This window comes from Mesorhizobium muleiense, from assembly GCF_900099905.1.
Taxonomy (GTDB): Bacteria; Pseudomonadota; Alphaproteobacteria; order Rhizobiales; family Rhizobiaceae; genus Mesorhizobium; species Mesorhizobium muleiense.
In genome coordinates, this window is the sequence record NZ_FNEE01000002.1 from 574,961 (window position 1) to 600,319 (window position 25,359).

At 62.4% G+C, this 25,359-nt stretch carries 29 protein-coding genes and 1 tRNA gene; 10 read left to right on the plus strand and 20 right to left on the minus strand.

Annotated elements, in window-relative coordinates:
- Window positions 1-4: 4 nt before the first annotated feature.
- From BLT09_RS06775 to BLT09_RS33535, 4 genes are all read left to right on the plus strand, one after another.
- Entirely contained in the window at window positions 5-1,135 is a 1,131-nt protein-coding gene (locus BLT09_RS06775) for a glycosyltransferase family 4 protein (RefSeq protein ID WP_091591535.1), read from the plus strand.
- Window positions 1,136-1,259: 124 nt separating this feature from the next.
- A complete protein-coding gene (locus tag BLT09_RS06780) occupies window positions 1,260-2,795 on the plus strand; it encodes an undecaprenyl-phosphate glucose phosphotransferase (RefSeq protein ID WP_091591536.1) in 1,536 nt (511 codons plus the stop codon).
- The gene (locus BLT09_RS06785; RefSeq protein WP_236473743.1) at window positions 2,792-4,114 is read left to right on the plus strand and encodes an O-antigen ligase family protein; all 1,323 of its coding nucleotides are present in this window, start codon (window positions 2,792-2,794) and stop codon (window positions 4,112-4,114) included. Before BLT09_RS06780 ends, BLT09_RS06785 begins: the two co-directional genes overlap by 4 nt.
- Window positions 4,115-5,081: 967 nt before the next feature.
- Complete coding sequence (locus tag BLT09_RS33535; protein WP_139172541.1) at window positions 5,082-5,477, plus strand: hypothetical protein; 396 nt, start codon at window positions 5,082-5,084, stop codon at window positions 5,475-5,477.
- A gap of 104 nt (window positions 5,478-5,581) precedes the next feature.
- Here the strand turns inward: BLT09_RS33535 and BLT09_RS06800 are convergent, their stop codons facing one another.
- Window positions 5,582-6,337 (minus strand): hypothetical protein, encoded by a 756-nt coding sequence (locus BLT09_RS06800; RefSeq protein ID WP_091591541.1) that lies wholly within the window; start codon window positions 6,335-6,337, stop codon window positions 5,582-5,584.
- Window positions 6,338-6,491: 154 nt separating this feature from the next.
- Window positions 6,492-6,671 (minus strand): hypothetical protein, encoded by a 180-nt coding sequence (locus BLT09_RS06805; protein WP_091591545.1) that lies wholly within the window; start codon window positions 6,669-6,671, stop codon window positions 6,492-6,494.
- A 116-nt stretch (window positions 6,672-6,787) separates the two neighbouring features.
- Between BLT09_RS06805 and BLT09_RS34210 the strand changes: the two genes are divergently transcribed.
- Window positions 6,788-6,946 (plus strand): hypothetical protein, encoded by a 159-nt coding sequence (locus tag BLT09_RS34210; protein WP_167366352.1) that lies wholly within the window; start codon window positions 6,788-6,790, stop codon window positions 6,944-6,946.
- A 495-nt stretch (window positions 6,947-7,441) separates the two neighbouring features.
- On the opposite strand, the gene BLT09_RS06810 is transcribed toward BLT09_RS34210, so the two are convergent.
- Window positions 7,442-8,062 carry a hypothetical protein gene (locus BLT09_RS06810; protein WP_091591547.1) on the minus strand — a complete coding sequence of 207 codons (621 nt, stop codon included), beginning with the start codon at window positions 8,060-8,062 and terminating at the stop codon, window positions 7,442-7,444.
- A gap of 449 nt (window positions 8,063-8,511) precedes the next feature.
- Window positions 8,512-8,588 (minus strand) — tRNA-Pro (locus BLT09_RS06815).
- An 18-nt stretch (window positions 8,589-8,606) separates the two neighbouring features.
- Here BLT09_RS06815 and BLT09_RS35790 point away from each other — a divergent pair.
- Both BLT09_RS35790 and BLT09_RS06825 read left to right on the plus strand, forming a co-directional pair.
- Window positions 8,607-9,134 carry a hypothetical protein gene (locus tag BLT09_RS35790; RefSeq protein ID WP_425284456.1) on the plus strand — a complete coding sequence of 176 codons (528 nt, stop codon included), beginning with the start codon at window positions 8,607-8,609 and terminating at the stop codon, window positions 9,132-9,134.
- 351 nt (window positions 9,135-9,485) lie between these two features.
- Complete coding sequence (locus BLT09_RS06825; RefSeq protein WP_091591549.1) at window positions 9,486-9,761, plus strand: hypothetical protein; 276 nt, start codon at window positions 9,486-9,488, stop codon at window positions 9,759-9,761.
- Window positions 9,762-9,814: 53 nt separating this feature from the next.
- Here BLT09_RS06825 and BLT09_RS06830 read toward each other — a convergent pair whose 3' ends face one another.
- The 7 genes from BLT09_RS06830 to BLT09_RS06860 form a co-directional block, all read right to left on the minus strand.
- Window positions 9,815-10,153: a hypothetical protein gene (locus BLT09_RS06830; protein ID WP_091591551.1), complete on the minus strand. Its 339-nt coding sequence runs from the start codon at window positions 10,151-10,153 to the stop codon at window positions 9,815-9,817.
- A gap of 216 nt (window positions 10,154-10,369) precedes the next feature.
- Entirely contained in the window at window positions 10,370-10,912 is a 543-nt protein-coding gene (locus tag BLT09_RS06835; RefSeq protein WP_091591552.1) for a MerR family transcriptional regulator, read from the minus strand.
- 195 nt (window positions 10,913-11,107) lie between these two features.
- Window positions 11,108-11,431, minus strand: a complete 324-nt coding sequence (locus tag BLT09_RS06840) for an integration host factor subunit alpha (RefSeq protein WP_023798387.1) — start codon at window positions 11,429-11,431, stop codon at window positions 11,108-11,110.
- A gap of 105 nt (window positions 11,432-11,536) precedes the next feature.
- Window positions 11,537-12,508 (minus strand): beta-ketoacyl-ACP synthase III, encoded by a 972-nt coding sequence (locus tag BLT09_RS06845; protein ID WP_091591554.1) that lies wholly within the window; start codon window positions 12,506-12,508, stop codon window positions 11,537-11,539.
- Window positions 12,509-12,517: 9 nt separating this feature from the next.
- Window positions 12,518-13,588: a phosphate acyltransferase PlsX gene (gene plsX / locus BLT09_RS06850; RefSeq protein WP_023798389.1), complete on the minus strand. Its 1,071-nt coding sequence runs from the start codon at window positions 13,586-13,588 to the stop codon at window positions 12,518-12,520.
- A gap of 131 nt (window positions 13,589-13,719) precedes the next feature.
- Window positions 13,720-14,283 carry a YceD family protein gene (locus tag BLT09_RS06855; protein WP_091591556.1) on the minus strand — a complete coding sequence of 188 codons (564 nt, stop codon included), beginning with the start codon at window positions 14,281-14,283 and terminating at the stop codon, window positions 13,720-13,722.
- Between the two features lie 26 nt (window positions 14,284-14,309).
- The gene (locus BLT09_RS06860; protein ID WP_027154625.1) at window positions 14,310-14,852 is read right to left on the minus strand and encodes a ubiquinol-cytochrome C chaperone family protein; all 543 of its coding nucleotides are present in this window, start codon (window positions 14,850-14,852) and stop codon (window positions 14,310-14,312) included.
- 114 nt (window positions 14,853-14,966) lie between these two features.
- On the opposite strand from BLT09_RS06860, the gene BLT09_RS06865 reads away from it, so the two are divergent.
- Window positions 14,967-15,509: an outer membrane protein assembly factor BamE gene (locus tag BLT09_RS06865; RefSeq protein ID WP_091591558.1), complete on the plus strand. Its 543-nt coding sequence runs from the start codon at window positions 14,967-14,969 to the stop codon at window positions 15,507-15,509.
- A 256-nt stretch (window positions 15,510-15,765) separates the two neighbouring features.
- Here the strand turns inward: BLT09_RS06865 and BLT09_RS06870 are convergent, their stop codons facing one another.
- Window positions 15,766-17,907 carry a sodium-translocating pyrophosphatase gene (locus BLT09_RS06870; protein ID WP_091591559.1) on the minus strand — a complete coding sequence of 714 codons (2,142 nt, stop codon included), beginning with the start codon at window positions 17,905-17,907 and terminating at the stop codon, window positions 15,766-15,768.
- Between the two features lie 253 nt (window positions 17,908-18,160).
- Window positions 18,161-18,274 (minus strand): DUF2165 family protein, encoded by a 114-nt coding sequence (locus BLT09_RS33540; protein ID WP_139172543.1) that lies wholly within the window; start codon window positions 18,272-18,274, stop codon window positions 18,161-18,163.
- 102 nt (window positions 18,275-18,376) lie between these two features.
- Between BLT09_RS33540 and BLT09_RS06875 the strand changes: the two genes are divergently transcribed.
- Window positions 18,377-18,583 (plus strand): type II toxin-antitoxin system HicB family antitoxin, encoded by a 207-nt coding sequence (locus BLT09_RS06875; protein ID WP_208602482.1) that lies wholly within the window; start codon window positions 18,377-18,379, stop codon window positions 18,581-18,583.
- Window positions 18,580-18,786 (plus strand): type II toxin-antitoxin system HicA family toxin, encoded by a 207-nt coding sequence (locus tag BLT09_RS06880; RefSeq protein WP_027154628.1) that lies wholly within the window; start codon window positions 18,580-18,582, stop codon window positions 18,784-18,786. Before BLT09_RS06875 ends, BLT09_RS06880 begins: the two co-directional genes overlap by 4 nt.
- A gap of 10 nt (window positions 18,787-18,796) precedes the next feature.
- Here BLT09_RS06880 and BLT09_RS06885 read toward each other — a convergent pair whose 3' ends face one another.
- The 7 genes from BLT09_RS06885 to ribH all read right to left on the minus strand — a co-directional run bounded on the left by BLT09_RS06885 (window position 18,797) and on the right by ribH (window position 25,068).
- Entirely contained in the window at window positions 18,797-19,561 is a 765-nt protein-coding gene (locus BLT09_RS06885) for an ABC transporter permease (RefSeq protein WP_091591561.1), read from the minus strand.
- Complete coding sequence (locus BLT09_RS06890) at window positions 19,558-20,496, minus strand: ABC transporter ATP-binding protein (RefSeq protein WP_091591562.1); 939 nt, start codon at window positions 20,494-20,496, stop codon at window positions 19,558-19,560. The genes BLT09_RS06885 and BLT09_RS06890 overlap by 4 nt, the downstream gene beginning before the upstream one ends.
- Window positions 20,493-21,659, minus strand: a complete 1,167-nt coding sequence (locus BLT09_RS06895; RefSeq protein ID WP_091591564.1) for an ABC transporter permease — start codon at window positions 21,657-21,659, stop codon at window positions 20,493-20,495. Before BLT09_RS06895 ends, BLT09_RS06890 begins: the two co-directional genes overlap by 4 nt.
- Window positions 21,660-21,698: 39 nt before the next feature.
- Window positions 21,699-22,610, minus strand: a complete 912-nt coding sequence (gene osmF / locus BLT09_RS06900) for a glycine betaine ABC transporter substrate-binding protein OsmF (RefSeq protein ID WP_023798400.1) — start codon at window positions 22,608-22,610, stop codon at window positions 21,699-21,701.
- A gap of 252 nt (window positions 22,611-22,862) precedes the next feature.
- Entirely contained in the window at window positions 22,863-24,080 is a 1,218-nt protein-coding gene (locus BLT09_RS06905; protein ID WP_091591566.1) for an MFS transporter, read from the minus strand.
- The gene (gene nusB, locus BLT09_RS06910) at window positions 24,077-24,577 is read right to left on the minus strand and encodes a transcription antitermination factor NusB (RefSeq protein ID WP_023798402.1); all 501 of its coding nucleotides are present in this window, start codon (window positions 24,575-24,577) and stop codon (window positions 24,077-24,079) included. Before nusB ends, BLT09_RS06905 begins: the two co-directional genes overlap by 4 nt.
- Window positions 24,574-25,068 (minus strand): 6,7-dimethyl-8-ribityllumazine synthase, encoded by a 495-nt coding sequence (gene ribH, locus BLT09_RS06915; RefSeq protein WP_091591567.1) that lies wholly within the window; start codon window positions 25,066-25,068, stop codon window positions 24,574-24,576. The genes nusB and ribH overlap by 4 nt, the downstream gene beginning before the upstream one ends.
- Window positions 25,069-25,359 lie beyond the last annotated feature (291 nt).

Here is a 25,359-nt window from a genome sequence, read left to right on the forward strand (position 1 = left end):
CCACGTGGCGGACACACTCAGGATCGTCCACTGCTTTCGCTCACCTGTCGGAGGGATTTTTCGTCACGTGCGCGACCTGACCGAGGCGCAGGTCGCCGCCGGGCATGCCGTCGGCATCGTCTGCGATTCGACGACGGGCGGCGACTTCGAGGAACATCTGTTCGAACAGATGAAGGGCATAATGGCGCTCGGCATCCATCGCACGCCGATGCAGCGGCATGTCGGACCGGGCGACCTCGCCTCGGCCTGGCGCACATTTGAGATCATCAAGGAATTGCGGCCGGACGTGCTCCACGGGCACGGCGCCAAGGGTGGCGCCTATGCCCGCCTGTTCGGCTCATTGTTGCGGGCATCAAGGTCTCGCGTAGCCCGCCTTTATTCGCCGCACGGCGGCTCTCTTCACTATGACGAGACCACCGCCACGGGGAAGCTGTTCTTCGCGCTCGAGCGGTTCATGGCGCGCTTCACCGACTATCTTCTGTTTGTCTCCGACTATGAAAGGCAGACCTATCGCAGGAAGGTCGGCGAACCACCGATCCCGAACAACCTTGTCTACAATGGACTGAGCGCCGCCGAGTTCGAGCCGGTGCGAACCGAGCCGAATGCGGCCGATGCCCTCTATATCGGCATGATGCGCGACCTCAAGGGACCGGACATCTTCATCGATGCGCTGGTTCTTGCCGGAGCGCGGCTTGGCCGCCCGGTGAATGCGGTGATGGTCGGCGACGGCGACGACCTGCCGCGCTACCATGCGCAAGTGAAGCGGCTCGGGCTCGAAGGCCATATGCGCTTCCTGCCGCCGATGCCGGCGCGCAAGGCCTTCGAGTTGGCCGAACTGGTTGTCGTGCCCTCGCGCGCGGAAGCCATGCCCTACATCGTACTGGAGACGCTCGCCGCCGGCAAATCGATGATCGCCACCGGCGTCGGCGGCATCCCGGAAATTCTTGGCGCCGGCTCCCCTGCCCTGATCCGGCCCGATCCGCGCGAGCTCGCCGACAAGATGAGCGCGGCGCTGGCCGACCCCGATGCCTATGGCAGGCTGATGCCCGATACCGCCGACCTCAAGGCGCGATTCGGCGCCGACGTGATGGCCGCCGCGATCGAGACGGCCTATTTCGCGGCGCTCAAGCGCTAACCCGAAATGGGCGCTAACCCCAAAACGGCGCTGACTTCAAAGCTTCTCCAACACCTATTTGTTGTTTCAAGGGTTTCTTAGCTCTATTTCGCTATTCACTTGCGTGAAGCTTTGCGGATGCATCATGAGCGACTTCGATCCCAAACGCCGCTTTTCGAAAGACGCGGTGCGCAATTTCAACGGCCCGGCCGCTGACGATAGCCCCGGCGGCATGAACGACGTCGCCCGTCAGGTCGCGTCGCAATACCGGCGCGACACCATGTCGCCGATCATGGTCAGCGGCGTCTTGCGGATGGTCGAATTCGCACTGCTGTTCCTGTCGGGCCTGTGCATCTATTTTTACTATGTCGGCTTCTTCAACCATCTCGCCTGGCAATATCCGCTGGCGATCGCCGCCGCTTCGTCGCTCGCCGTGGTGCTGCTCGACGTCACCGACTGCTACCAGATCGTCTCGTTCATGCGGCCGCTCGCCAATTTCGGCCGTCTGCTGATGGTCTGGGCCGGCACCTTCGCCTTGATGGCGCTGACGGCATTCGCCATGAAGATGTCGCAAGACTATTCGCGCCTGGTTTTCGGCACCTGGTTCGTCGTCGGCTTCATGCTGATCTTCGGCCTGAGACTGCTGATGTCGAAGCTGATCCGGCGCTGGGCGCGCGACGGGCGCATGGAGCGCCGCGCCGTCATCGTCGGCGGCGGCACGGCGGCGGAAGTCCTGATCCGCTCCGTCGAAAAGCAGCCCTACAACGACATCCGCATCTGCGGGATCTTCGACGACCGCGGCGACAAGCGCTCGCCGCCCATCGTCGCCGGCTATCCAAAACTCGGCACCGTTTCCGAGCTCATCGAGTTCGCCCGCATCGCCCGCATCGACATGCTGATCGTATCGCTGCCGCTGACCGCCGAATCGCGCGTCCTGCAGCTTTTGAAGAAGCTGTGGGTGCTGCCTGTCGACATCCGGCTCTCGGCACATTCGAACGCGCTGCGATTCCGGCCGCGCGCCTATTCCTACATCGGCTCGGTGCCGATGCTCGACATCTTCGACAGGCCGATCAACGACTGGGATTCGGTCGCCAAGCGCGCCTTCGACATCGTCTTCTCGATCATCGGCATCATCGTGTTCTCGCCGGTCATGCTGGCGACCGCGATCGCCATCAAGCTCGACAGCAAGGGACCGGTGCTGTTCCACCAGAAGCGGCATGGCTTCAACAACGAGATCATCGAGGTCTACAAGTTCCGCTCGATGTATACCGACAAGGCCGACCCGACCGCCAAGCAGACGGTGACCAGGAACGACCCGCGCGTTACCCGCGTCGGCCGCTTCATCCGCAAGACCTCGATCGACGAGTTGCCGCAGTTCTTCAATTCGCTTTTCGGTTCGCTGTCGCTGGTTGGCCCGCGCCCGCATGCCATTGCCGCCCAGTCGCACAACCTTCTCTATAATGAGGTGGTCGACGGCTATTTCGCACGCCATAAGGTCAAGCCCGGCGTCACCGGCTGGGCGCAGATCAATGGCTGGCGCGGCGAGATGGATACCAACGAGAAGATCCGCATGCGGACGGAGTACGACCTCTATTATATCGAGAACTGGTCGCTGCTGTTCGATCTGAGGATCCTGTTCCTGACACCGATCCGGCTGCTCAATACGGAAAATGCCTATTGAGCGCAGTCGCGCATGAACTGTCGCCGGCCGCGGTCAACGCCAAGCTGATCGCGCTGATTGCGTCGGGCGCGGTTTTCCTCGGCGTCTTCCTGTCCGGCTTCGTCATCGCCGAGCCGGCGCCATACGACCTCTATATGGTCGCGCTGATGGCGGTGTGGGCCCTGTTCGGCCTGCGCATATCGCGCGCGGCGGCGCCGCTGCTGGTGCTGCTGGTGGTCATGAACATCGGCGGCATGATCGCGATGACCCTGATGTCGGATATTGCCGGCACCCCGCTCTATCTCGCCGTGTCGCTGTTCCTGGCGCTTACCGCGGTGTTCTTCGCCTCGGTGACATCGGTCCAGCCAAATCTCTACCGGGTGATCTTCCGGGCCTATGTGATGTCGGCGGTGCTGACCTCGCTGCTCGGGATCGCCGGCTATTTCCATGCCTTCCCGGGGGCGGAGATCTTCACCAGATACGACCGCGCCACCGGCGCCTTCCAGGATCCGAACGTGTTCGGGCCGTTCCTGGTGCTGCCCGGCATCTACCTGCTCCACCTCCTGCTGACCGGCCCCGTCTCACGCATGCCGTTGCTGGCGATGCCGCTGCTGATCATCACCGCCGGGATTTTCTTCTCGTTCTCGCGCGGCGCCTGGGGCATGTTCGGCGTTTCGGCGATCCTGCTCACCGGCGCCCTGTTCCTGCAGAGCGCCAGCGGAAAATTCCGGCTGCGTGTCGTCGTCATGACCATCGCCGCCATTTCGCTGCTGGTCATCGCGATGCTCGTCATCCTGCAGCTGCCGGGCGTCTCGGAAATGTTCTCCAGCCGCGCCCAGCTGGAACAGAGCTACGATACCGCCCGCCTCGGCCGTTTCGCCCGCTATATCTTCGGTTTCCAGATGGCGCTGGAGCATCCGCTCGGCATCGGCCCGCTCGTCTTCGGCACGATTTTCGGCGAGGACACGCACAACATCTGGCTGAAAATGCTGCTGGACTATGGCTGGCTCGGCTTCGTCTCGTTCCTGACGCTGACCTGCTGGACGATGGCAACCGGCTTCCGCATTCTCCTGCGCGACAGGCCGTGGCAGCCCTACCTTCTGTGCGCCTATGTCGCCTTCATCGGCAATATCGCGCTGGGCACCTTCATCGACATCGATCACTGGCGCCACGTCTATCTGCTGCTCGGGCTGATCTGGGGCGCGATCGCTCTCGAATATCGCCATCAGCGGCAGTTGCGGCCGGCGGGCGCTGTGTTCGCCGGCGGCTGGGGCATGATGGATTTCTGGGGCAAGTCTAAGTCCCTTGAAAATGGTCGGAGGTCCAGCACGTGGGCGTAGCGAGTGGTGGTCTTAGCCACTGCCGTCGAATATGGCGGGAACTCGCTGCAGGGCTGGTGATGGGCATAGGCATAGCCGTCGGCATGGCGCTGGCCGGATGAACTTAGGCGAGCGTTGCGCAATCTAACGGCGGCAACGCCATCACTACGACCGCGGCAACGGCCGTATCCGGGGGCGAAACGTTGATCGTCATCTAAGCAACCCACCAACGATGGCTGCACACAGCAAAAACACGAGCGTGGCACACGCGATGAACATACCTCTTCGCGTTCGCCACCTTGGCGGCTCAGCCGGCACAAGCCTGAACCGCTGGGCATGCTCCGTTGCGATTTTCAGTAGGGCTGCAGCCGTTTCGCGCGGCGTCCACCCCTTCGCTTCCGAGGCAGTCACCAAGGCTGCAAATGCGGCTTCCAAGGCGACTTCACAGTTGACGTCCCGATCTGGGCTACCCTTTGGCAATATGGGTGGTTGCACGGCTTGGGACATGCAAACAAAGCGGCTCGCGGATGAAAGGTTCCCGCGTTTCGAGCCCTTCACTTTCGAAGGTCCGCTTCCAGGTGCAGTTCGAGGCGTAGTGGGTGGCGCCACCGGGCGCCCTGCGCCGATGCGTCGGCGAAGTTTGAGGCCACTGATAACCTGCCGTACGTGCGGCATGGGCAACCAAGCCCCTCGCGCTACGGTGTCGATGACATCGCGCACCGAGATGCGGCGGTCTTTCATTTCATGGGAATCCTGAATTGAAGGTCGTCAAAGGAGCCGCTCGCCCGAAGGCGGCGGCTTTTGAATTGGTCCCGCCCGGCCTACTTAGCCGAAGACGGGTTGCGCACGACGATAACGAGGCGTCGAGCGCAAAAGATAAGGGACGCCGAAGCGCCCCGATCGTTGCTGTTGCCCTATAGGTTTTTGCGGCCACGATTTGGCACCAGGCCTCTAGGCACATCTCGGCTATAGGCTATGACTAAAACTGATGGGTAACCTGGACGAAGCTAACATGCCTGCTGTGACTTCATCGCTCGTACGGCACGATCATCGCGCGATTGTGATCTTTGCGTTCCTGTGGGTCGGCGGGTTGGTCTGGATCGGTGTCAACACTCTTAATCGCCAAGATGCGGGCACCGTTATCTACTCGAGTACCGAATACCGATGCATCGCCGCAGTCACCGGCAAAAAGGTAAGGGTGCGTTGGAGCACCCTTGAAAATCTACGGGATCCCAGCACCGGTTTTACTGTTGGGACGATCATCGAAAAATCGGGCATGAACTGCATCTCTGATGGAGATGCAGTCTCGTATGCAATGCTTCCTTTTGAGCGGCGGTACTTCACTCTCCGCCATCCGCATAAAGGGCGAAGAGGTGAAAGCTGAGTTCCGGCAACCCGGCTTGTGGGCCGATATCACGGACGCCACAGGGACCGAGCGATGGCGAAATGACGGGAACGGCTATCGCATGATCAGCCCCTAAAAGGCTGCTAAGCTGCCCTTATCCGGTGACCATCATTCGCCACCGCCAACTTTGCCCATCTGCCGGCAGCGAGTAGTTCTGCGCTCCCGCGCCGGTCGGCGTATCCGCCCTTTGCCCCAAAGGCCTTGCCAACGTCGGCAACGTTGTCTCCCGAAAGGATCACCTCGATGACCGTCTCAACGTCGCCGGGTGGGGCAGACGGAACTGATCCGGCAACCATCCGAACATCACCGCGGCTCTTGCCCATTTTAAGCTGGCCGAGACCGCCTATGGCACCAAGGAAGCTTGCGCCTGGCGCGATCTCAGGAGGATGGAAGCTGAAGCGCGTTGCGCCTGTGAAAACGGCGTCCGGATATAACCAGTCCCGCGATTTTATACTGACCCCGCGCGAGACCGCATCCCAATTGCCTGTTCTTGCCGGCTCTGGTTCCGGGTCGCCTAGCCGGGGTTTTACGGCAGGCAAGGCCAGGTACGCATCTAATGAGCGCGGATCCGGATTCTTGCCTCTCGGCCTTCCGTCCTTTCGGCTTCGGTCGATGTTGAGGCCAGCTTCAGTTGGCAGGTTGTCGTTGGCGGCCTGCGGCAACCGTTGCCGAGCAATCAGCCACAGGCAGGCGGCGCCTTTCTGGTCATGCTTCCTTAGCCAGTTCCAGGCCGGACGGCCGCCACGGTATCGAATGCGCGTTGTCGTGCTTTTCTCAGGGTTGGCTTTCAGAATGGCGTCGGCTGCAGCAAACATTTCCTTGCGGGTAGTCATGGTCATGGGTGGTCATCCCATCTTGAGAAACCGGCTTGGCCGGGCAGTGCCGAACCGCAATGTGCGGGGCGGTAGAAAAATCAAAGATAATCAAAAAATGTCTGAGTGAGATTGCAGCGGGTGCGCCTGAATGCCCCCGGCTGGAGATCGAAAGCCCCCCTTAGTCGTCTTTTTTTAAGTCCTTGGCCTCGTCTTTGATCTTCGCCCAATCGTTGCCGTGCTTGCGTAGGAGGCCTCGCGCCTGGTTGGGCGACAAATCCGTAACTTCCGTCAGGTGTTCAACCTCTAGCTCTGCACCCTTCTTAACTCGGCTGGTGTCGCTGTTCTTTTTGACTGCCATGTGTTGCGTCCTTCTTGGCCCACGGTCTGTGGCAACGAGTGTTGAACGTTGAGGTTCCGCCCATGTGGAACAAACTGCATGCCGTGCGGTTTCTACCGCCGAAGGGAGACCACACTATGCTTAGATTCTTGATCGGCCTTGGCGCGCTGTTCGCAGCATTTCAAATCGGCCGTGAGTTCGGTCGCACCGAGGCGGAGGTCATGCAGCTTCCGCCTGTCGATGACGAGCGTCGGCCGGCGGCAAGAAACGAGGCAGAGTTCGGTGAGCCGACTTAGGCATTTGCTCATTATCGTTCGCCGGCCGCAGGTCGGGCCGCAGGCGATAAAACTCGGCCCAACTGATGCGGCGTACCTGTACCGTTTCCGCGCCAATGGTGACGGTGCGGGCTGTGGTTATATGGCGTCTTCAGGAAAGGGCGCTCGAGACGCGGTTTCAGCTAGTCGTTGCTAGCGCGTCGCCACATTGGGTCAACGTCGAGAGCCATGCAGTCGCAAGACTCGAATAACCCAACTTATAGGCGTTTTCGCCTGGTGGCGCCCGGCCTCTTGCGAGGCATCTTGACGACTGTCGGGATCTTACGATCGGCTTCGTCGTACTTCTCTTCGGCCAACCATTTTTCGAAGGGCATGCGCTTCTGGCCAGGTCTTGCTGAGGCGCACCACGAGGCAGCACGCGCCGCTATGTGGTCCACATCCGGATTCTAGATGGTTGCCCACGCGGCTTTAGAGGCAACCTTGCTGCCGTACTTGCCATAAGAGCACCAGCATTTGTCAAATCCCGCGGCGGCGCCCGGCGCGACAGCAGCCGGTGCGTCCAGCCGCGGATACTTCATTACTGATTACTTCTAACCCGGTCTTTAGCCGGGTAGAAGTAAACAGGTCTTCGTCACCTGCAGGGTGAACGCTATCGAGGCTTGCGTCACCTACAGGGTGAACACATGCGTCACCTACAGGGTGAACGCTAGATTCAATTTCGCTAGCGTCACCCTGTAGGTGAACACTAGGCGGGAAGCGGCCAGATGCCGCCAGCGCCAGCAAATCCCAATTTATGGAAAAACGAGAGGCTTTGGTGCCTTTGCCTTTTTCAAGCTCGCGCATGTATCCCCACGCGCACAGGTCGCGATTGCCTTCGTCGATATGCTGAATCGACATGGTCTTGCCGAATGGGCTTCGCTCTTTGAACGTGTCCCGGATCCTCCGCACGCTTGCCAGCGACGTATGTTCGTAATCGGCATGCGACCAGCCAAGATGGAATTCCCAGAGCATCTTGTACTTATAGGTCGCCCTCGCGTCGTAGTTCATTAGGTCGGAGAGCTTGATTTTGCCGACGGGATCTCGTGGGTCTTTCACGTTCTTGGTCCAGTAGGAGAGACCGGTTTCAGATTCCGACATTGGCTGCACGGCCTCCGTGAAAAGCCGCAGTCGCTGCGGCCGTGATAGCCTCGGCAAAGCCGGGAGAGAATGTGGCGCACCTTTTCGCTCCGGCGGACGGAGCGTAGGTGAGGTATCTCCCGTCTGGAGATTTCAGCAGTCGCATTCCGTACATTCGGATATCGGCTGTTATCTCTGCATCGAATTTGGCGACGCACGGAAAGCGTCCATCGCCAGGGTCTACGGTGGGCACAATGGAAAGGATACGCATCGCGGGTTCCTTTAGAGAGGGTTTGGTACTGAATCCGGAATCGCCGAGGCGCACGAATGCAGAACATTCGCGCGTCCGCTTCGGGCCTTTTTCGGGACTCCGGGTTCCGAAACGGGCGATTTGAGCGCCTTTCATTCCGAAACTGGAAAAAGGCGCCAGAGGGCGCCTTCAATAAGACGTAGGGATTTCAAGGAATTAATGGTCGGAGTGGCCGGATTCGAACCGACGACCCCTTGACCCCCAGTCAAGTGCGCTACCGGGCTGCGCTACACTCCGGACCGGTCGCGATGTATCGTGATAACGCGGTTCGGGTCAACCGAATTCGGCGGCCATCACGCCGATGCCCGGCATGGTGGATTTGAAGTTCCTGCTCTGGTGGATGTCGTCAGCATTCAGGAACTTCAAATCCAGAACACACCTCGCCTGTCTGGCTTGATCCTCTGGCGTCGCTGCTATGAGACGGGTCTTGGATTTTCCACGGATTGTGTCAGCGCGGCCGTATCGATCAGCGCGCTTTCCGGAAGCCGGAGCGCAGAGGCTATTCGCCTGAGCTTCGACAAATCGGCATTCCTGCCGTTCTCGATGTCGGCGATCTCATCGACCGACAGTCCGCACGTCAGGGACAGCTCTTCCATGCTGTATCCCCTGGTTTCTCGGATGGCCTTAAGGGCGCTGTGGTCGGGCGCAGCTTCGGTCGCCGACAGTTCGGAAAAAGCTTCGCTTGTTGCTATTTGGGGCATTTGGCAACTCCGTGGATTTAAAGAGTTTGATCAAATCAAGAAGTTGCCTGAGACGGCGCAGAGAATGCCCTCTCGATGGTGATTTGCCAAGCGCCAAAAACGCCGTCACGGCATCGTGATTCCGATCGGCGCAGCCCGGCACAGGCCTCGGCGGCACCGGCACGGGACGGTCATCCCGATCGGGGTCTTTGACTGGCCGATCGCCGAATTGTTCGACGGTTCTGAGCGGCTCCCTTGTCAAGCGGCTGTAGGATCGAATCTCAGCAGCGGGAGCCGGAGCACGCAGAACGCGTCAGGGGCTGCGAATTTTCTTGAACCGACGCGTGAACCTTTTCTCTCCGGGCCGCACCACACGGCATGGACGCCACAAAGGCGGTCCCAACCGGAAGGACGCCCTGGCGGCGATCCTCGATCAAGAGAAGGAAATGCTCAAATGACCAACATCTCGAACTTCAAGCGCCTGTCGCTCGCCGCTGCCATCGTCGTCTCGGCCTTCGGCTCGATTTCACTGCCGGGCTCGGCCTTCGCCAACGGCACGCATCCGAGCGGCGGCGGCGCGGTTTGCAAGGGCGCGGGTCACTGCCTGGTGCTGCAGCTCGACTGCAAGGGTACTTATACGGACGCCACCGACTCCAACGGCACCGTCTACGGCAAATGCAGCCAGACCGCGCAGGTCAGCCCGAAGAACAAGCTCAAGGTCGCGCGCTGATCGACCTTTTGGTCAACGAAAATGGCGGCCGTCCGCGCCGCCATTTTCTTGTCTCAACGTGCCGATCTCGATCTCGTCCGCGACGTTTTCTGCTGGCGGCTGAGGAACATGCTGGCGACGAGCCCGACCACAACCAGACCGACTGCGGCGGCTGTCGCGGGATGATCGCGGGCTGTCTTCTCTATCACCCTGCCATGCCTCCTGATCGCAGGCAGAGCGTCACTGAAACGCTCGGCGAGGTCCGAGTAATAGTCCGACGCGGTGTCACGCCCGTCCTCGTAATAGGCGCTGCCGCGCCTGGAAACGGCTTTCCTCAACGCCGCCAGTTCCCTGGAGAGAGCCGCGACCTGTTTTTCAAGATCGATGTCGGAGAGGGTCGAAAATGATACCATGACAGGCTTCCTTCTTTTGCGAAGGAACGCACGATCGCAAAACCGGTTCCGGTTTTTGCCGCGACCGATCCCTAGAGCGCGTCGCCTCAGAAGGGATTCATGCGACCCGCGTGAAGTTCTATGCAGTCGCTATCCCAACATGCACTACAGCGCGGCGCGTCCTATCGGAGGCGCAAGGTGTCTGCAGCATTTTTTTGCGCATTTTTCGGGGCCATGCTAGCGCACCTGATCGAGCAGGCGCTTGCATTCCAGAAGGTCGAACAGCGCCTCCTGCAGCAAAGCGCGATTGTCGCGCGAGAGTTTCGACGTGCCCGGCTGTACCGGGCCTTCTTCCTCGGTCTTGCCCAGGCCGAAAAAGCGCCGGCTGGGTTTCACCTTGGGCTCGCCGACCAGCATCTCGTCATCGGCGGCGCGCGGCTGGGCCGCCGGTGTCAACGGCACCGCATCGGCCTGCCGGCGCTGCGAGATCGCCTCGACGGCCGCCATGTCGCCATTGCCGATGGCGACCAGGAAATGATTGCCGTTCTCGCGCAACAGCTTCTGCACACCCTTGATCGTGTATCCCTGATCGTAGAGCATGTGGCGGATGCCCTTGATCAATTCGACATCCTGCGGCCGGTAGTAGCGGCGGCCACCGCCGCGCTTCATCGGCTTGATCTGGTTGAAGCGCGTTTCCCAAAAACGCAGCACATGCTGCGGCAGGTCGAGATCTTCTGCGACCTCGCTGATGGTGCGGAAAGCGTCGGGGCTCTTGTCCATGGGCGAAATCCTCACGCTGGAGCATGGTCCCGAAAAGTGGGAAACGGTTTTCGGCCAGGATCATGCTCAACAAAGAGTCATTCCGATCCGGCTTGTCCTGCCGAATCGAGCCTTATTTCAGCGGTTTATGAAACAATATTCAAGCCCGGCGTCAAAGCAGGCGACCGTTTTCAACCGGGCTTTGAAGCGCAGGCGCTATTTGCTGCCCTTGGCCTTGCTGATCTGGTGCGCGCGCAGGATGCGGTTCTTAAGCACATTCGACGATTTGAAGGTCATCACGCGGCGCGGCAGGATCGGCACTTCCTCGCCGGTTTTGGGGTTGCGCCCGATGCGCTCGTTCTTGGAGCGGACATGGAAGGTTGCGAACGACGACAATTTTACCGTCTCGCCGCGAACGATCGCCTCACAGATCTCGTCCAGAACCGCTTCGACGAGCTCGGCCGATTCAGTACGCGACAGGCCAACCTTGCGATAAACGGCTTCAGCAAGATCGGCGCGCGTAAGTGTCTTTCCCCCCATGCGAACCGTCCCCATCAGCTCAAAAAACATAACTCTATATAAGCAAAGATAGAGCCTAAGTAATTGATCCGGCAAGGTCAAGGACCGAACCGGTCCGTTCGGCACTTACCAGCGAAGCAGGACCGCGCCCCAGGTGAAGCCGCCGCCCATCGCCTCGATCAGCACCAGATCACCCTTCTTGATGCGGCCGTCGGCGACCGCCACCGACAGCGCCAGCGGCACCGAAGCAGCCGAGGTGTTACCGTGCAAATCGACGGTAACCACCACCTTTTGTTCCGCTATCCCGAGCTTCCTGGCGGAAGCGTCGATAATCCGCTTGTTGGCCTGATGCGGCACGAACCAGTCGAGATCTTCAGCGGTGATCCCGGCAGCTGAGAACGTCGCTTCGATGACGTCGGTGATCATGCCGACCGCGTGCTTGAACACTTCGCGGCCTTCCATCCTGAGATGGCCCACCGTTCCGGTGGTCGACGCTCCACCGTCGACGAACAGCTTGTCCTTGTGAGCCCCGTCGGAGCGCAGGCTGGCCGCCAGCACGCCGTGGTCGGCAATGCCGCCCGCCCCCTCGCCTGCTTCCAGCACCATCGCGCCGGCGCCGTCGCCAAACAGCACGCAGGTCGAGCGATCGCTCCAGTCGAGGATGCGCGAAAAGGTTTCGGAGCCGATCACCAGCACGCGTTTGGCGAGGCCGCCGCGGATATAGAGGTCGGCCGTCGTCACCGCGTAGACGAAGCCCGAGCACACCGCCTGCATGTCGAAGGCGAAGCCGTGATGCATGCCGAGCCGGTTCTGGATGTCGACGGCGGTCGCCGGAAAGGTGTTGTTGGGAGTCGAGGTCGCCAGCACGATCAGGTCGATATCGGCCGGCGTCAGGCCGGCATTGTCGAGGGCTGCGCGCGCCGCCGCCTCGCCGAGCGAAGCCGTCGTCTCGTCGTCGGCCGCGATATGGCGCTGGCGGATGCCGGTGCGCTGGGCAATCCATGCGTCTGACGTCTCGACCATGCCTTCGAAATCGGCATTCTTCATGATGCGGCGGGGCAGCGCGGAGCCTGTGCCGCGCACGACTGATCTGATCAAGGCTCTTTCCTATTCCTCTGCGTCGGCAACGACGTCGGATTTCCTGGATGTCTGGGCATGCGGATTGCGCGCATGGAACAGATCAAGATCGGCTTCGATGCGATCGAGCAGATTGTTGCGCACCATGTCGTAGCCAAGCTCGATCGCCGCCGCGAAGCCGTCCGAATCGGCGCCGCCATGGCTTTTCACCACGACGCCGTTCAGACCCAGGAAAACCCCGCCGTTGGAGCGGCCGACATCCATCTTTTCGCGCAGGCGATCGAAGGCGCCCTTGGCGAATACATAGCCGATCCTGGCCATCAGCGTGCGGTCCATCGCGGCGCGCAGGTAACCGGCGATCTGCCGTACCGTGCCTTCCGCCGTTTTCAGCGCGATGTTGCCGGCAAATCCTTCGGTGACGACCACGTCGACCGTGCCCTTGCCGATGTCGTCGCCCTCGACGAAACCATGGTAGTTCATCGAGGCCATGTTGGCCTCTCGCAACATGCGGCCCGCCTCCTTGACCTCTTCCTGGCCCTTGATCTCCTCGACGCCGACATTGAGCAGACCGACGCTCGGCCGTTCGATGCCGAAAACCGAGCGCGCCATGCCAGTGCCCAGAATGGCAAAATCAACCAGTTGATGCGCATCCGCGCCGATGGTGGCGCCGACGTCCAGCACCACGCTTTCGCCACGCAATGTCGGCCACAGCGCCGCGATCGCCGGACGGTCGATGGTCGCCATGGTGCGCAGGCAGAATCTCGACATCGCCATCAGCGCGCCGGTGTTGCCGGCCGAGATGCAGGCGTCGGCAGTGCCTGCCTTGACCGCCTCGACCGCTTTCCACATCGACGACTTCCAGCGGCCATGGCGCAGCGCCTGGCTCGGCTTGTCGTCCATCCGGACTGCTATCTCGCAGTGGATGAACTCGCTCACTTCCGCCAGCTTGGGCAGCTTTGCGAGTTCGGGGCGCACTGCCTCCTCGCGACCATAGATGACGAAGCGGATGTCGGGACGCCGGGTCGCGACCGTCATGAGCGCCGGGATGACCACGCTTGGTCCGTGATCGCCGCCCATGGCATCGATGGAAATCCTGATCACGCGGTGTTCATCTCACAGTTTGCTTGAGCGAGCGCCTGGCGCTGGCAACGGGTTTGGGGCTCGCGAAGGTTCGGCGAAAATAGCGTTTTTGGGCTGCCGCACAACCGGCTTTCTCCGATTGGGTCGGGTTTTCAGGATTTCCCCAGCAGGGAACGCAGCTTTTGCTGAAATTCGCTTTCCGCAGTCCCGGCATCGTCGGCAGCCTCCATCGAAACGCCTTGCTTGCGCGGATAGGGATCGATCGCCAGTCCAAAGAACTGTTCGGCGAGCGCCCCGACATCGATTGAATTGCCGGAAAATGTTTCCGGGCTGTCCGGCCCTTCGGCATCGAGCATTATCTCGCCACCGCCCTCGAAACCCTGCCGCCCGAGCTTCGACTGCTCCGGCAGGAACAGTGCGTCGACCGCCTCGTCGATATGCGCCTCGATCGGGTCCAGGGTGACGATGCAGGCCTGGGTGATATCGGCCTCGACGCGGCCGCTGACCTTGACGCCGTTGCGCTTCCATGGCGCCACCAGCAGTTCGGCGCGATAGTTCTCGACCGACAGCAACTCGTGCTCGCCTGCCAGCGCGGCGCGCTGCGCGGCGTCGGCATCGATCAGCACCGGCAGTCCCTTTTGCGGCAGCCGGGCGACGTTGGCCACGAAGGACACGGGGCTCTGGCGATCGGGGCTCTGGGAATCGGCGTGTTTCATATTTTCCTTTAAATAGGCTTGTTTTCTTAAATAGGTTTGGCCGCGGGGAATGCCACAGTGCCGGAAACAATCGATTCGGTTGGCTGTTCCGCGAGTCGCCTGGAGACATCGGCGACGTAGCCGGCCAGATGCGTCGCCTGCGGCCAGGTGCCGGCATCGGGCCTGACATTGCGGGCAAGCGCCGCGACGAGTGCGTCATGGTCGTTTCGTTCCAGCGCATCGTCATAGGCGGCGGTGCGGCCATAAAACATCTTCGCCAGTTTCTTCATGCGCTTCGGCACGCCGACGTCGCCGATGCCGAGTTCGCGCAGCGAATGCTCGACATCCATGAAGAACTCGTCGATCAGCACCTGCGCGACCTCCCCGGCAACACCACCCTCGCCGCGCAGCCGGTGCTGGAACAGGAACATGTGCAGCGACAGCATCTCGAAGCGGCCAAGCGGCGTGTCCGGGACATCCCAGTCGGAATAAAACACGGTTTGCCGCGCCGCTGCCACGATTTGTGCGTAAAGCGCCTCGGTGATAGCGCGGTTGGCGTGACGTTCGCGACCAAAAAGGCGCTGGAACATTGAGGGTGGTCTCCCGGGGACCGTTTGTTGAATTGGCCTTGTTGCATCGGCGAGCAAGCTGGTTTACCGGTTTTGCGGCCCAGCGCAAGTTGCGGCCAGCTAATGGAGTTGTAGTTGCGCGCGCTGAAAATCAAGTCGACTTTTCTGCCCAGGTCCGCTTTTCCGAGATCCGCCGGCGCGATCTCGCTGCTGGTGGCAGCTTCGGCGCTTTGCGGCTGCAACTCGTCGAAGATGATCGGTGATCTCAATCCGAGCGAGACGCTGACGCAGGGCTACGTCATCGACCAGCAGGCGATCGACCTGGTGCCGGTCGGCTCGAGCCGCGAACAGGTGCTTCTGGCGCTCGGCACCCCGTCGACCAAGGCGACTTTCGACAACGAGGCCTTCTACTACATCTCACAGACGCGCAAGCGTTACGTCGCCTTCGACAAGCCGAGGCTGGTCGACCAGAAGGTGCTGGCCGTCTATTTCGGCGAGGACGGGCGCGTTACCCAGATCGCCAATTACGGCCTGAAGGACGGCAAGGTGTTCGACTTCATCTCGCGGACCACGCCGACCGGCGGCAAGGACCAGAGCTTCCTCAGCCAGATCATGGGCGGCGCCAGCAAGCTGGCGCCCGGCCTCCCCGGCGGCGGCGGCGCCTCGCCCGGCACCTGATCAATCCCGGCAGAATCGGCTTCTCATCTTTTTTGCTTCCCTTCTTTTAACTTCGAGGGGAAGCAGCAACATCTCAGGCGACCGAAAACCCGCGGGAGCGATCCTGCGGGTTTTTGTTTCCTCAGACCATTTCAACGCGAGCTTGGACCCGTCACCGGCGCCAATGCCCTGATGCTGGACGTCCAAAATAGACGAACCCGCGGGATCGCTCCTGCGGGTTCGGTTGTGGATCTCGGCCTCGGAAGGCCAAGCCGCCTCAGCCGTGCGCGAGCACGGCCAGCAGCAGCAGGGCGACGATGTTGGTGATCTTGATCGCCGGGTTGACTGCCGGACCGGCGGTGTCCTTGTAGGGATCGCCGACCGTGTCGCCGGTCACCGAGGCCTTGTGCGCCTCGGAGCCCTTGAGATGCTTGACGCCGTCCTTGTCGGTAAAGCCGTCCTCGAACGATTTTTTCGCGTTGTCCCAGGCGCCGCCGCCAGAGGTCATCGAGATGGCGACGAACAGGCCGTTGACGATGACGCCGAGCAGCGAGGCGCCAAGTGCTGCAAAGGCGGACGCCTTCGAGCCAGAGATCAGCAGCACGCCGAAATAGACGACCAGCGGCGCCAGCACGGGCAGCAGCGACGGAATTATCATTTCCCGGATCGCCGCCTTGGTCAGAAGATCGACCGCACGCGCATAGTTCGGCTTCGAGGTGCCGGCCATGATGCCCGGATCCTCGCGGAACTGCTTGCGCACCTCCTCGACGATGGCGCCCGCCGCACGGCCGACAGCCGTCATGGCGATGCCGCCGAACAGATACGGAATCAGACCGCCGAAGATCAGACCGGCGACGACATAAGGGTTGGAGAGGTCGAAAGAGACTTCGCCCATGCCCTGGAAGTAAGGGTATTTGTCGCCATTGGCGGCAAAGAACTTCAGGTCGTTGGAGTAGGCCGCAAACAGCACCAGCGCGCCGAGACCGGCCGAACCGATGGCGTAGCCTTTGGTCACCGCCTTGGTGGTGTTGCCGACGGCATCGAGCGCATCGGTCGACTGGCGCACTTCCTTGGGCAGGCCGGCCATTTCGGCAATGCCGCCGGCATTGTCGGTGACCGGGCCGAAGGCGTCGAGCGCAACGATCATGCCGGCAAGGCCGAGCATCGTGGTGACTGCGATCGCCGTGCCGTAGAGGCCGGCGAGCTGGTAGGTCGATATGATGCCGCCGACGATGACGATCGCTGGAAGTGCCGTCGATTCCAGCGAGACCGCAAGGCCCTGGATGACGTTGGTGCCGTGACCGGTGACCGAAGCCTGGGCGATGGAGTTCACCGGGCGCTTGTCGGTGCCGGTATAATATTCGGTGATCACCACGATGAGACCGGTCACCAAAAGGCCGATCAGGCCGCAGATGAACAGGTTCGCGCCGGTGATGGCCATGCCGTCGACCGTGCCGATCTCGCCCCAGCCCAGCGTTGCCGAGGTGGCGATGCCGAGGCCGACGATCGACAGCAGGCCGGTGACGATCAGGCCCTTGTAGAGCGCACCCATGATCGAGCCGTTGGAGCCGAGCTTGACGAAGAAGGTGCCGACGATGGAGGTCAGGATGCAGGCGCCGCAGATGGCCAGCGGATAGAGCATCGTGGCGCTGAGAACGGCGGTGCCGCCGAAGAAGATGGCGGCGAGGACCATGGTGGCGACCACGGTCACCGCATAGGTCTCGAACAGGTCGGCGGCCATACCGGCGCAGTCGCCGACATTGTCGCCGACATTGTCGGCGATGGTGGCCGGGTTGCGCGGATCGTCTTCGGGAATGCCGGCTTCGACCTTGCCGACGAGATCGCCGCCGACGTCGGCGCCCTTGGTGAAGATGCCGCCGCCGAGACGGGCGAAGATCGAGATCAGCGAGGCACCGAAGCCGAGCGAAACCAGCGAGTCGATGACGACGCGGTCGTTGGGCTGGAGGCCGATGAATTGGGTGAGGATCAGGTAATAGATCGAGACGCCGAGCAGGGCCAGGCCAGCGACCAGCATCCCGGTGATGGCGCCCGACTTGAAGGCGATCTCGAGGCCGGCTGCGAGGCTGTTGGAAGCCGCTTGCGCGGTGCGCACATTGGCGCGCACCGAGACGTGCATGCCGATGAAGCCGGCGGCGCCCGACAGAACGGCGCCGATCAGGAAGCCGATGGCGGCGGTGATTGAAAGCAGCCACCAGGCGAGCAGCAGGACCACGACGCCGACGATGGCGATGGTGGTGTACTGGCGCGCCAGATAGGCCTGCGCGCCTTCGCGGATGGCCGCGGAAATTTCCTGCATGCGTGCATTGCCCTGATCGGCCGCGAGGACCGATTTTGTCGCCCAGATGGCGTAAAGGACTGAAAGCAGACCGCAGGCGATGACAGCTAAAATTATGGTCATTGCCGGATTTTCCTCGATTGATGACCCAAAAGAACCCCTCCCTGGGCCGTTGAGACGGGGAGCGGATTCCGCGCGCCGAATCCGCTCCCCTCGTATCGGCTTATGCGAAACAGGGCTGCGAACGTCAAGATATTGTTCGGTTTTTGCCCGGCTTTCGCCCAAAAGCCCCGGCCTTCGCCCAAAAGCAATGGGGCGGCAACACGCTCGCAAGTGCCGCCACCCGATCAGATCGATTGAAATCGGCTGGCGGTTGTCAGCCTTTGCGCAGGTCGCAGTCCAGCCTGACGGCGAAGATCAGCACCGCCCGCATGGTCATGTAGAACATGAAAGCCTTCTGCTGGCCGTTGCAGACGTTGGACTGCCACACCCGTCGAGAGCCTGATCAGGCAGGCAGAACTTGCAGATAGACAGCGCTCATGCAGCTCTGCAAATATCGGCGGGCCAGCCTATCTTCAGGGTGGAGTTGGAGATGACCGATGAAGTTCAAGGCGATCATTCACGAAGCCGAAGAAGGTGGCTACTGGCCGAAGTGCCGGCAATTCCCGGCTGCGCGACCCAGGGTGAAACCTTGGACGAACTTGTCGAGAACTTGCGTGAAGCAATCGAAGGCTGCCTCTCGGTAGAGCCGCTATCTTTCACTTCAAAACCCGGCCGGATCATGGAAATCGCTGTTTGAAGTCCATTTCCGGCAAGGAGCTTGCGCGTGCCATCGAGCGGCAAGGACGAAGGCTTTTGCGTGTTGCCGGCAGTCATCACATCTACGGCAAGGAAGGCAGCATCGTGCGCCTTTCGATCCCGATTCACGGCAACAGGCCGCTCAAAACAGGACTCTTGCGACATCTCTTGGCGCTGGCCGAGATGAGCGAAGGCGATATCTGAATTTTGCTAATTACGCCGTCTCCTGCCCCATGCGGCGTGCGGTGTAGCGCTCGATCGCCGACAGCCCGTCATAGATCAGCACGGCAAGCGCGGCGACGATCAGCCCGCCCTGCAGCACGAAGGCGAGATTGTTGGACAACAGACCGGCGATGATCACCTCGCCGAGCGTCCTGGCCGCCACGGTCGAGCCGATCGTCGCAGTGGCGAGGCTGATGACCACCGAAAGCCGGATACCGCCGAGAATGATCGGCGCGCTGAGCGGCAGCTCGACCTTGACCAGCCTTTGCCAGCCGGTCATGCCGGCGCCGCGCGCCGCCTCGACCACATTGGCCGGCATCGTCGTCAACCCGGTCAGCGCGTTCTCGAAGATCGGCAGCAGGCCATAGAGAAACAGCGCGATCAGTGTCGGCTTCTCGCCAAAGCCGACGGCCGGCACGGCCAGCGCCAGCACCGCCACCGGCGGAAAGGTCTGGCCGATATTGACCAGGCTGCGCGACAGCGGCAGGAATTCGACGCCGGCCGGCCGGGTGACCAGGATGGCGAGCGCCACGGCAACGATGGTTGCCGCCACCGTCGCGATCAGCACGGTCCTCAGATGCAGCAGCGTCAGGGTCAACAGGCTGCCCTGGTTGTAGATTGCCGGCGCGTTGCTCTCGGTCAGCGGCTTCAGCAGCGGCTCGAACCAACCCGGATTGGTCACGAACGCAATGAGCAGCACCACAAGGGCAAGCCTGAGCAGTGACGGAAGCCAGGCTTTTACACCGGCCTCTTTCATGCCGGCCTCGCCGCGCGTTTCACCAGCCCATCCACAGTCACGCGGCCGAGCGGCTTGCCATCCGCGCCTGTCACCGGCAACGCCGGGCGTCCCGACCACAACAGTTCGGCCAGCGCATCGCGCTGGCTGACGTCGGCGGGGATCGCCTCGCCTTCGGCGGTGCCCGTCTCCACGGCGTCGCGCACCCGGCCGAGCGACAGCAGCCTGAACGGTTTTTCGCTGGCGCCGACCAGGGTCTCGACGAAGGCGCTGGCCGGCTTCGCCAGGATCTCGGCGGGCCTGGCATATTGCACCAGCTTGCCGGCATCCATCACCGCGATCTTGTCGCCCATACGCACCGCCTCCTCCATGTCATGGGTGACGAGGATGATGGTGGTGCCGAAGCGCTTCTGGATCGCCCGAAGGTCCTCCTGCGCCTTGTTGCGGATGATCGGGTCGAGCGCGCCGAACGGCTCGTCCATCAACAGCACGTTCGGCTCCGCGGCAAGTGCCCTGGCGACGCCGACGCGCTGCTGCTGGCCGCCGGAGAGCTCGTGCGGATAGCGTGGCCCGAACGCCTGGGGATCGAGCTGGTAGAGCGTCATCAACTCGTCGACACGGCGCTTGGTGCGGGCCGCGTCCCAGCCGAGCAGCACCGGCACGGTGGCGATGTTCTGCGCCACGGTGCGATGCGGAAACAGCCCATGGCCCTGGATGGTGTAGCCGATGCTGCGGCGCAGTTCGTAGCCGGGCAGCGAGCGGTTGTCGGCGCCGTCGAGCCTGATCACGCCGGCGGTCGGCTCGACCAGCCGGTTGATCATGCGCAGCAGCGTCGTCTTGCCGGAGCCGGAGGTGCCGACGATGACGGCGATGGTGCGCGGCTCGATCACCATCGACACGTCGTCGACGACGGTCGTCGCGTCATAGCGCTTGGTAATGCCTTCGATCTCGATCATGCCGGTTGTGCCTCGCGTCGCCTGGTGGAGGTCATTTCGATCAATGCGTCGAGGATGATGGCGGCAGTAAAGGCCATAGCCACCGTCGGAACGGCGCCGAGCAGCACCAGGTCCATCGCCGTCTGGCCAACGCCCTGGAACACGAACACGCCGAAACCGCCGCCGCCGATCAGCGCGGCAATGGTGGCAAGGCCGATGTTCTGGACCAGCACGATACGGATGCCGGTGAGGATCACCGGGAAGGCCAGTGGAAATTCGACGCCGAACAGGCGCTGGCGCTCGGTCATGCCCATGCCGCGTGCGGCATCGTTGGCGGCGCGCGGCACGCCGGCAAGACCGACCACGGTGTTGGCCACCACCGGCAGCAGCGAGTAGAGGAACAGGGCGACGAAGGCAGGCGCGGTGCCGATGCCGCGAATGCCGAGGGAGGCCGCGCCGGGCACATGCGTGGCGACCCAGCCGAGCGGCGCGATCAACAGGCCGAACAGCGCGATCGAGGGAATGGTCTGGATGATGTTCAGCGCGTTGAGCACGCCGGCCCGCAATTTTTCGACGCGGTGGCAGAGGATGCCGAGCGGCAGGCCGACTAACACCGCTGCTGCCAGCGAGCCCAACGCCAGCGTCACATGCTTGGAGCCTTCGGCCCAAAAACTGTCGGCACGGTTGGCATATTCCTTGAGGATCGACAGACTGTTCCAACTGCCCGAGACCAGCAGCAGGCCGATCGCCGCTGCCGCGACGACGAGCACGCCGATCCGCGCCGATGGCGACAGGTTCAGCCTCGTCAGCCCATCGGCGAGCAACAGCGTAAAGGCGAAGATGAGCAGCCAGAAACCCGAAGCCGGCGAGATGCGGGCAAAGCTGTTGCCCTCAGGCGTCAGGAAGCTGCCGGCGACGCCGATGAGCAGCGCCAGTGCGGCAAGCGCGACCACGCTGGCGGCCAGGCGCAGGGCCAGCGGCGTTTTCAGCAAGGCGACGACCGCCGCAACGACGACGACTGCAAGCAGCAGCGGCCCCAGCGTCGGCGGCAGCGCTTCAAGAATCGAGCGCGCCTCGCCTGGCACGATGCGGTTGGCGCGCAAGGTGGCGAAGGGCGCCGCGAAGGCGGCGTAGGCAACGATCGCGGCGATGATCACACCGAGCTTGTCGAAGCGGGTGGTCATGGCGCGCCTCGCACCGGCGTCATTTTCAAAACGTGCTGACTACTTCAAAAACCCGTTCTTCTTCAAAAAGTCTTCGGCGACGCCTTTGACCGGCTCGCCGCCGACCTGAACGCGGCCGTTCAGTTCCTGCAGGGTGACGAGGTCGAGCTTGGCGAAGACCGGCTTCAGCAGCGTCTCGATTTCGGGATGCTCCTTCAGCACCGCCTCGCGGATGATCGGCGCCGGCTGGTAGACCGGCTGCACGCCCTTGTCGTCTTCGAGCACGACCAGGCCGGACGGCGCGATGCCGCCGTCGGTGCCGTAGACCATGGCGGCGTTGGCGCCGTTGGTTTGGTTCGCCGCGGCGGCGATGGTCGCCGCCGTATCGCCGCCGGAGAGCGTGATCAGCTGGTCCGGCTTAAGCGTGAAGCCATAGGTGGTCTGGAAAGCCGGCAGCGCGGCAGCCGAATTGACGAATTCGGCCGAGGCCGCCAGCACCACCTGACCGCCGCCGGAGACATATTTGCCGAAGTCGGACAGCGTCGCCAGCTTGTTGGTCTCGGCGACATCCTTGCGCAGCGCAATCGCCCAGGTGTTGTTGGCCGGCGACGGCGACAGCCAGACGATCTTGTTGGCGTCGTAGTCGAGCTTCTTGGCCGTTTCATAGCCCTTGGCGGCATCCTTCCACACCGGATCGTCGGCCTTTTCGAAGAAGAAGGCGGCATTGCCGGTGTATTCCGGATAGATGTCGATCTCGCCGGCGGTGATCGCCTTGCGCACCACAGGGGTGCCGCCGAGTTGGATGCGGTCGGTGGTCTGGATATTGTTGGCGTTCAGCACCAGCTGGATGATGTTGCCGAGCACGCCGCCTTCGGTGTCTATCTTCGACGACACGACCACCTGAGCGCTCGCCGAGGCTGCGGTGATGCCGAGCGCCAGTGCCGCGCCGGCCAGAACCTTGACTGAAAACATTTCACAAATCCCTTGCTGAGAACCGGACTGCGGCTGCCGCATATGAGCATGACTTTCAATGCCCCGTCGGGGCACACGGTTTCATAAGAAGGGGGATGGGGGCAATAATTTTGTTCGGATGCGGGTGAATCCGCTGCTGTCTGATCCCGACAGCGTCATGTCACTACAGCGCGTCGCGTCCGTTTGGACGCGCAAAGGACGCTGTAGCACTATTGATTTGCGCATGGTCCTTTCCGAACCTTCGGATCGGGGTCATGAGCTGGTCGGCCGCGCGGTCATCTTCAGCACGCCCAGCGCCACGAAGCACAGCACCGTCACCGGGAAGATGATCCAGTTCAGCATCTCCCAGCCCCAGGCGTTGTAGACCGCGCCCGACATCAGCGAGGCGAAGGCGACGGAGCCGAACAGGACGAAGTCGTGAAAACCCTGGACCTTGGCCTTTTCCGATGGCCGGTAGCTGTCGGCGACCATGGCGGTGGCGCCGATGAAGCCGAAATTCCAGCCAAGGCCGAGCAGGATCAGCGCCGTCCAGAACTGCCACAGTGCCAGGCCCGACAGCGCTACCACGGCGCAGCCGATCAGCAGCACAAGGCCGGTTGCGACAATCCGTTCGGCGCCGAAGCGATAGATCAGCGAGCCGGTGAAGAAGCTCGGCGCGAACATCGCCATGACATGCCAGGAAATGCCGAGCGTGGCGTCGTCCGTCGACAGGCCGCAGCCGACCATGGCGAGCGGCGCGCCAGTCATGACGAAGCTCATCAGCGCATAGCTGCCAACGGCGCAAAACAGCGCCGCAACGAAACGCGGCCTGGTGACGATCTCGGCGAGCGGCCGCGCGTCGCTGTCGGCGATTTCCGCTTTGCCCGTCGCCTTGGCCGGGATGCGCAGCAACGACAGGATGGCGGCGCCGACCGCCGCCAGCACCAGGATGGAGGCAAACGAGCCGGCAAACATCACAGGAGCAAACAATTCGCGGGTGAAGATGACGATCTGAGGCCCAAGGATGGCGGTGACGATGCCGCCGGCCAGCACGAAGGAGATGGCGCGGGCCTTGAATTCAGGCGGCGCGTTGTCGGCGGCGGCGAAGCGGAATTGCTGGACGAAGGCGCCGCCGATGCCGATCACCAGCAGGCCGAAGGCGAACAGCCAGAAGCTGGCGTAAAATAGCGCCAGCGTGGCGACCAGACCGCCGAGCGCGGTGACGATCGTCCCGGTCATGAAGCCGTCACGCTGGCCGAGCCGGCGGATGATGGCTGCTGCCGGCAGGGCGCCGAGCGCCACGCCGACGTTGAAGCCGGTGATCGGCGCCGTCGCCAGCGACTTGTCGGACCCGAGCAGATAGTGCCCGGCCAACCCACCCACGGAAATGGCGATGGGTGCGGCCGAGCCGATGATCGCCTGCGAAGCGGCAAGGATGAGCGCCGTGCGGCGCGCTTCCCTGCCGGCCTCGGCGATAGCGACGGCCGTCATGAAGCGTCCTTGCCACGCCCTTCGCCGCGCACCCGGCGCGACACGCGATCGAGCACCGCGTTGACCAGCTTCGGCTCGTCTTCTTCGTAAAACGCCTTGGCGATATCGACATATTCCGAGACGATGACAGCCACCGGCACGTCCTCGCGCTTCATCAGTTCGTAGACGCCGGCGCGCAATATGGCGCGCAGCGTCGAATCGAGCCTGGACAACGGCCAGTCCTCGGTCAGCGCCTGGCGGATGATCGGGTCGATGGTCTTCTGGTTCTCGACGACGCCGGCGAGGATGGCGCGAAACCATTGCGCGTCGGCCTCGCGATAGAGCGCGCCGTCGACTTCCTTGCCGAGCCTGAACGCCTCGTATTCGGCGGTGATCTCGAAGACGCCGCTGCCGGCCACATCCATCTGGTAGAGCGCCTGCACGGCGGCCAGACGGGCTGCACCGCGCTTGTTGGCGTGGCGCACCGCGGGCTGGCCGGGCGATGCGGGCTCGCTCACGACCGCTCTCCCAACTGTTGCTTGAGGGCAATCATGGTCAGCGCTGCACGCGCGGCAAAGCCACCCTTGTCGCCTTCCGAACGCCTGGCCCGCGTCCAGGCCTGCTCGTCATTTTCGGTGGTCAGGATGCCGTTGCCGATGCAGACCGCTTCCTGGACGGACAGGTCCATCAGGGCACGGCTCGATTCATTGGCGACGATGTCGAAATGATAGGTGTCGCCGCGCACGATGGTGCCGAGGGCGACAAAGCCGTCATAGCTCGGCCCGCCTTCGGCGGCGCCGTCGAGGGCGAAGGAAATCACTGCCGGAATTTCGAGCGAGCCCGGAACGGTGACGACGTCGTATGTCGCGCCCGCTTCCTCGAGCGCGCTTGTCGCGCCTTCGAGCAGCGCGTCGGCAAGGTCGTCGTGGAAGCGTGCCTCGATGACAAGAAGGTGGGCCTTCTTCTTCGGGCGAATGAACGCTTTGCCGTGTTGGGATGTGCCAGCCATAGATGTCTCCGGGATCGCCGGTGACTTAGGCCGAAGCCGGTTTGATCGCAAGCAGAAGATTGGTGGAGATGCGGACGTGCCTGATTATTGGTTTCCTCCGAAGCCGGCGCTGCCCCTCATTGCCCTGCCGGGCATTTCTCCCCGTAAACGGGGCGAAAGAGGCCGGCCGCATCGCCGCCGCCCTTCTTGCAACGCTGGTGATTGGCGAAACCATCGATGAAATCGCCCCTCGCCCCGTTTACGGGGAGAGGTCGCCGGCAGGCGGGTGAGGGGCAGCGCCAAACGGAACAA

Excerpts from the sequence above, each read along its gene's own strand:
- BLT09_RS06780 (WP_091591536.1), top strand. The coding sequence starts at position 1,260 with ATGAGCGACTTCGATCCCAAACGCCGCTTTTCGAAAGACGCGGTGCGC.
- BLT09_RS33535 (WP_139172541.1), top strand. The coding sequence starts at position 5,082 with ATGGGTAACCTGGACGAAGCTAACATGCCTGCTGTGACTTCATCGCTC.
- BLT09_RS06800 (WP_091591541.1), bottom strand. The coding sequence starts at position 6,337 with ATGACCATGACTACCCGCAAGGAAATGTTTGCTGCAGCCGACGCCATT.
- BLT09_RS06805 (WP_091591545.1), bottom strand. The coding sequence starts at position 6,671 with ATGGCAGTCAAAAAGAACAGCGACACCAGCCGAGTTAAGAAGGGTGCA.
- BLT09_RS34210 (WP_167366352.1), top strand. The coding sequence starts at position 6,788 with ATGCTTAGATTCTTGATCGGCCTTGGCGCGCTGTTCGCAGCATTTCAA.
- BLT09_RS06810 (WP_091591547.1), bottom strand. The coding sequence starts at position 8,062 with ATGTCGGAATCTGAAACCGGTCTCTCCTACTGGACCAAGAACGTGAAA.
- BLT09_RS06825 (WP_091591549.1), top strand. The coding sequence starts at position 9,486 with ATGACCAACATCTCGAACTTCAAGCGCCTGTCGCTCGCCGCTGCCATC.
- BLT09_RS06830 (WP_091591551.1), bottom strand. The coding sequence starts at position 10,153 with ATGGTATCATTTTCGACCCTCTCCGACATCGATCTTGAAAAACAGGTC.
- BLT09_RS06835 (WP_091591552.1), bottom strand. The coding sequence starts at position 10,912 with ATGGACAAGAGCCCCGACGCTTTCCGCACCATCAGCGAGGTCGCAGAA.
- BLT09_RS06840 (WP_023798387.1), bottom strand. The coding sequence starts at position 11,431 with ATGGGGGGAAAGACACTTACGCGCGCCGATCTTGCTGAAGCCGTTTAT.
- BLT09_RS06855 (WP_091591556.1), bottom strand. The coding sequence starts at position 14,283 with ATGAAACACGCCGATTCCCAGAGCCCCGATCGCCAGAGCCCCGTGTCC.
- BLT09_RS06860 (WP_027154625.1), bottom strand. The coding sequence starts at position 14,852 with ATGTTCCAGCGCCTTTTTGGTCGCGAACGTCACGCCAACCGCGCTATC.
- BLT09_RS06870 (WP_091591559.1), bottom strand. The coding sequence starts at position 17,907 with ATGACCATAATTTTAGCTGTCATCGCCTGCGGTCTGCTTTCAGTCCTT.
- BLT09_RS06875 (WP_208602482.1), top strand. The coding sequence starts at position 18,377 with ATGACCGATGAAGTTCAAGGCGATCATTCACGAAGCCGAAGAAGGTGG.
- BLT09_RS06885 (WP_091591561.1), bottom strand. The coding sequence starts at position 19,561 with ATGAAAGAGGCCGGTGTAAAAGCCTGGCTTCCGTCACTGCTCAGGCTT.
- BLT09_RS06890 (WP_091591562.1), bottom strand. The coding sequence starts at position 20,496 with ATGATCGAGATCGAAGGCATTACCAAGCGCTATGACGCGACGACCGTC.
- BLT09_RS06895 (WP_091591564.1), bottom strand. The coding sequence starts at position 21,659 with ATGACCACCCGCTTCGACAAGCTCGGTGTGATCATCGCCGCGATCGTT.
- osmF (WP_023798400.1), bottom strand. The coding sequence starts at position 22,610 with ATGTTTTCAGTCAAGGTTCTGGCCGGCGCGGCACTGGCGCTCGGCATC.
- BLT09_RS06905 (WP_091591566.1), bottom strand. The coding sequence starts at position 24,080 with ATGACGGCCGTCGCTATCGCCGAGGCCGGCAGGGAAGCGCGCCGCACG.
- ribH (WP_091591567.1), bottom strand. The coding sequence starts at position 25,068 with ATGGCTGGCACATCCCAACACGGCAAAGCGTTCATTCGCCCGAAGAAG.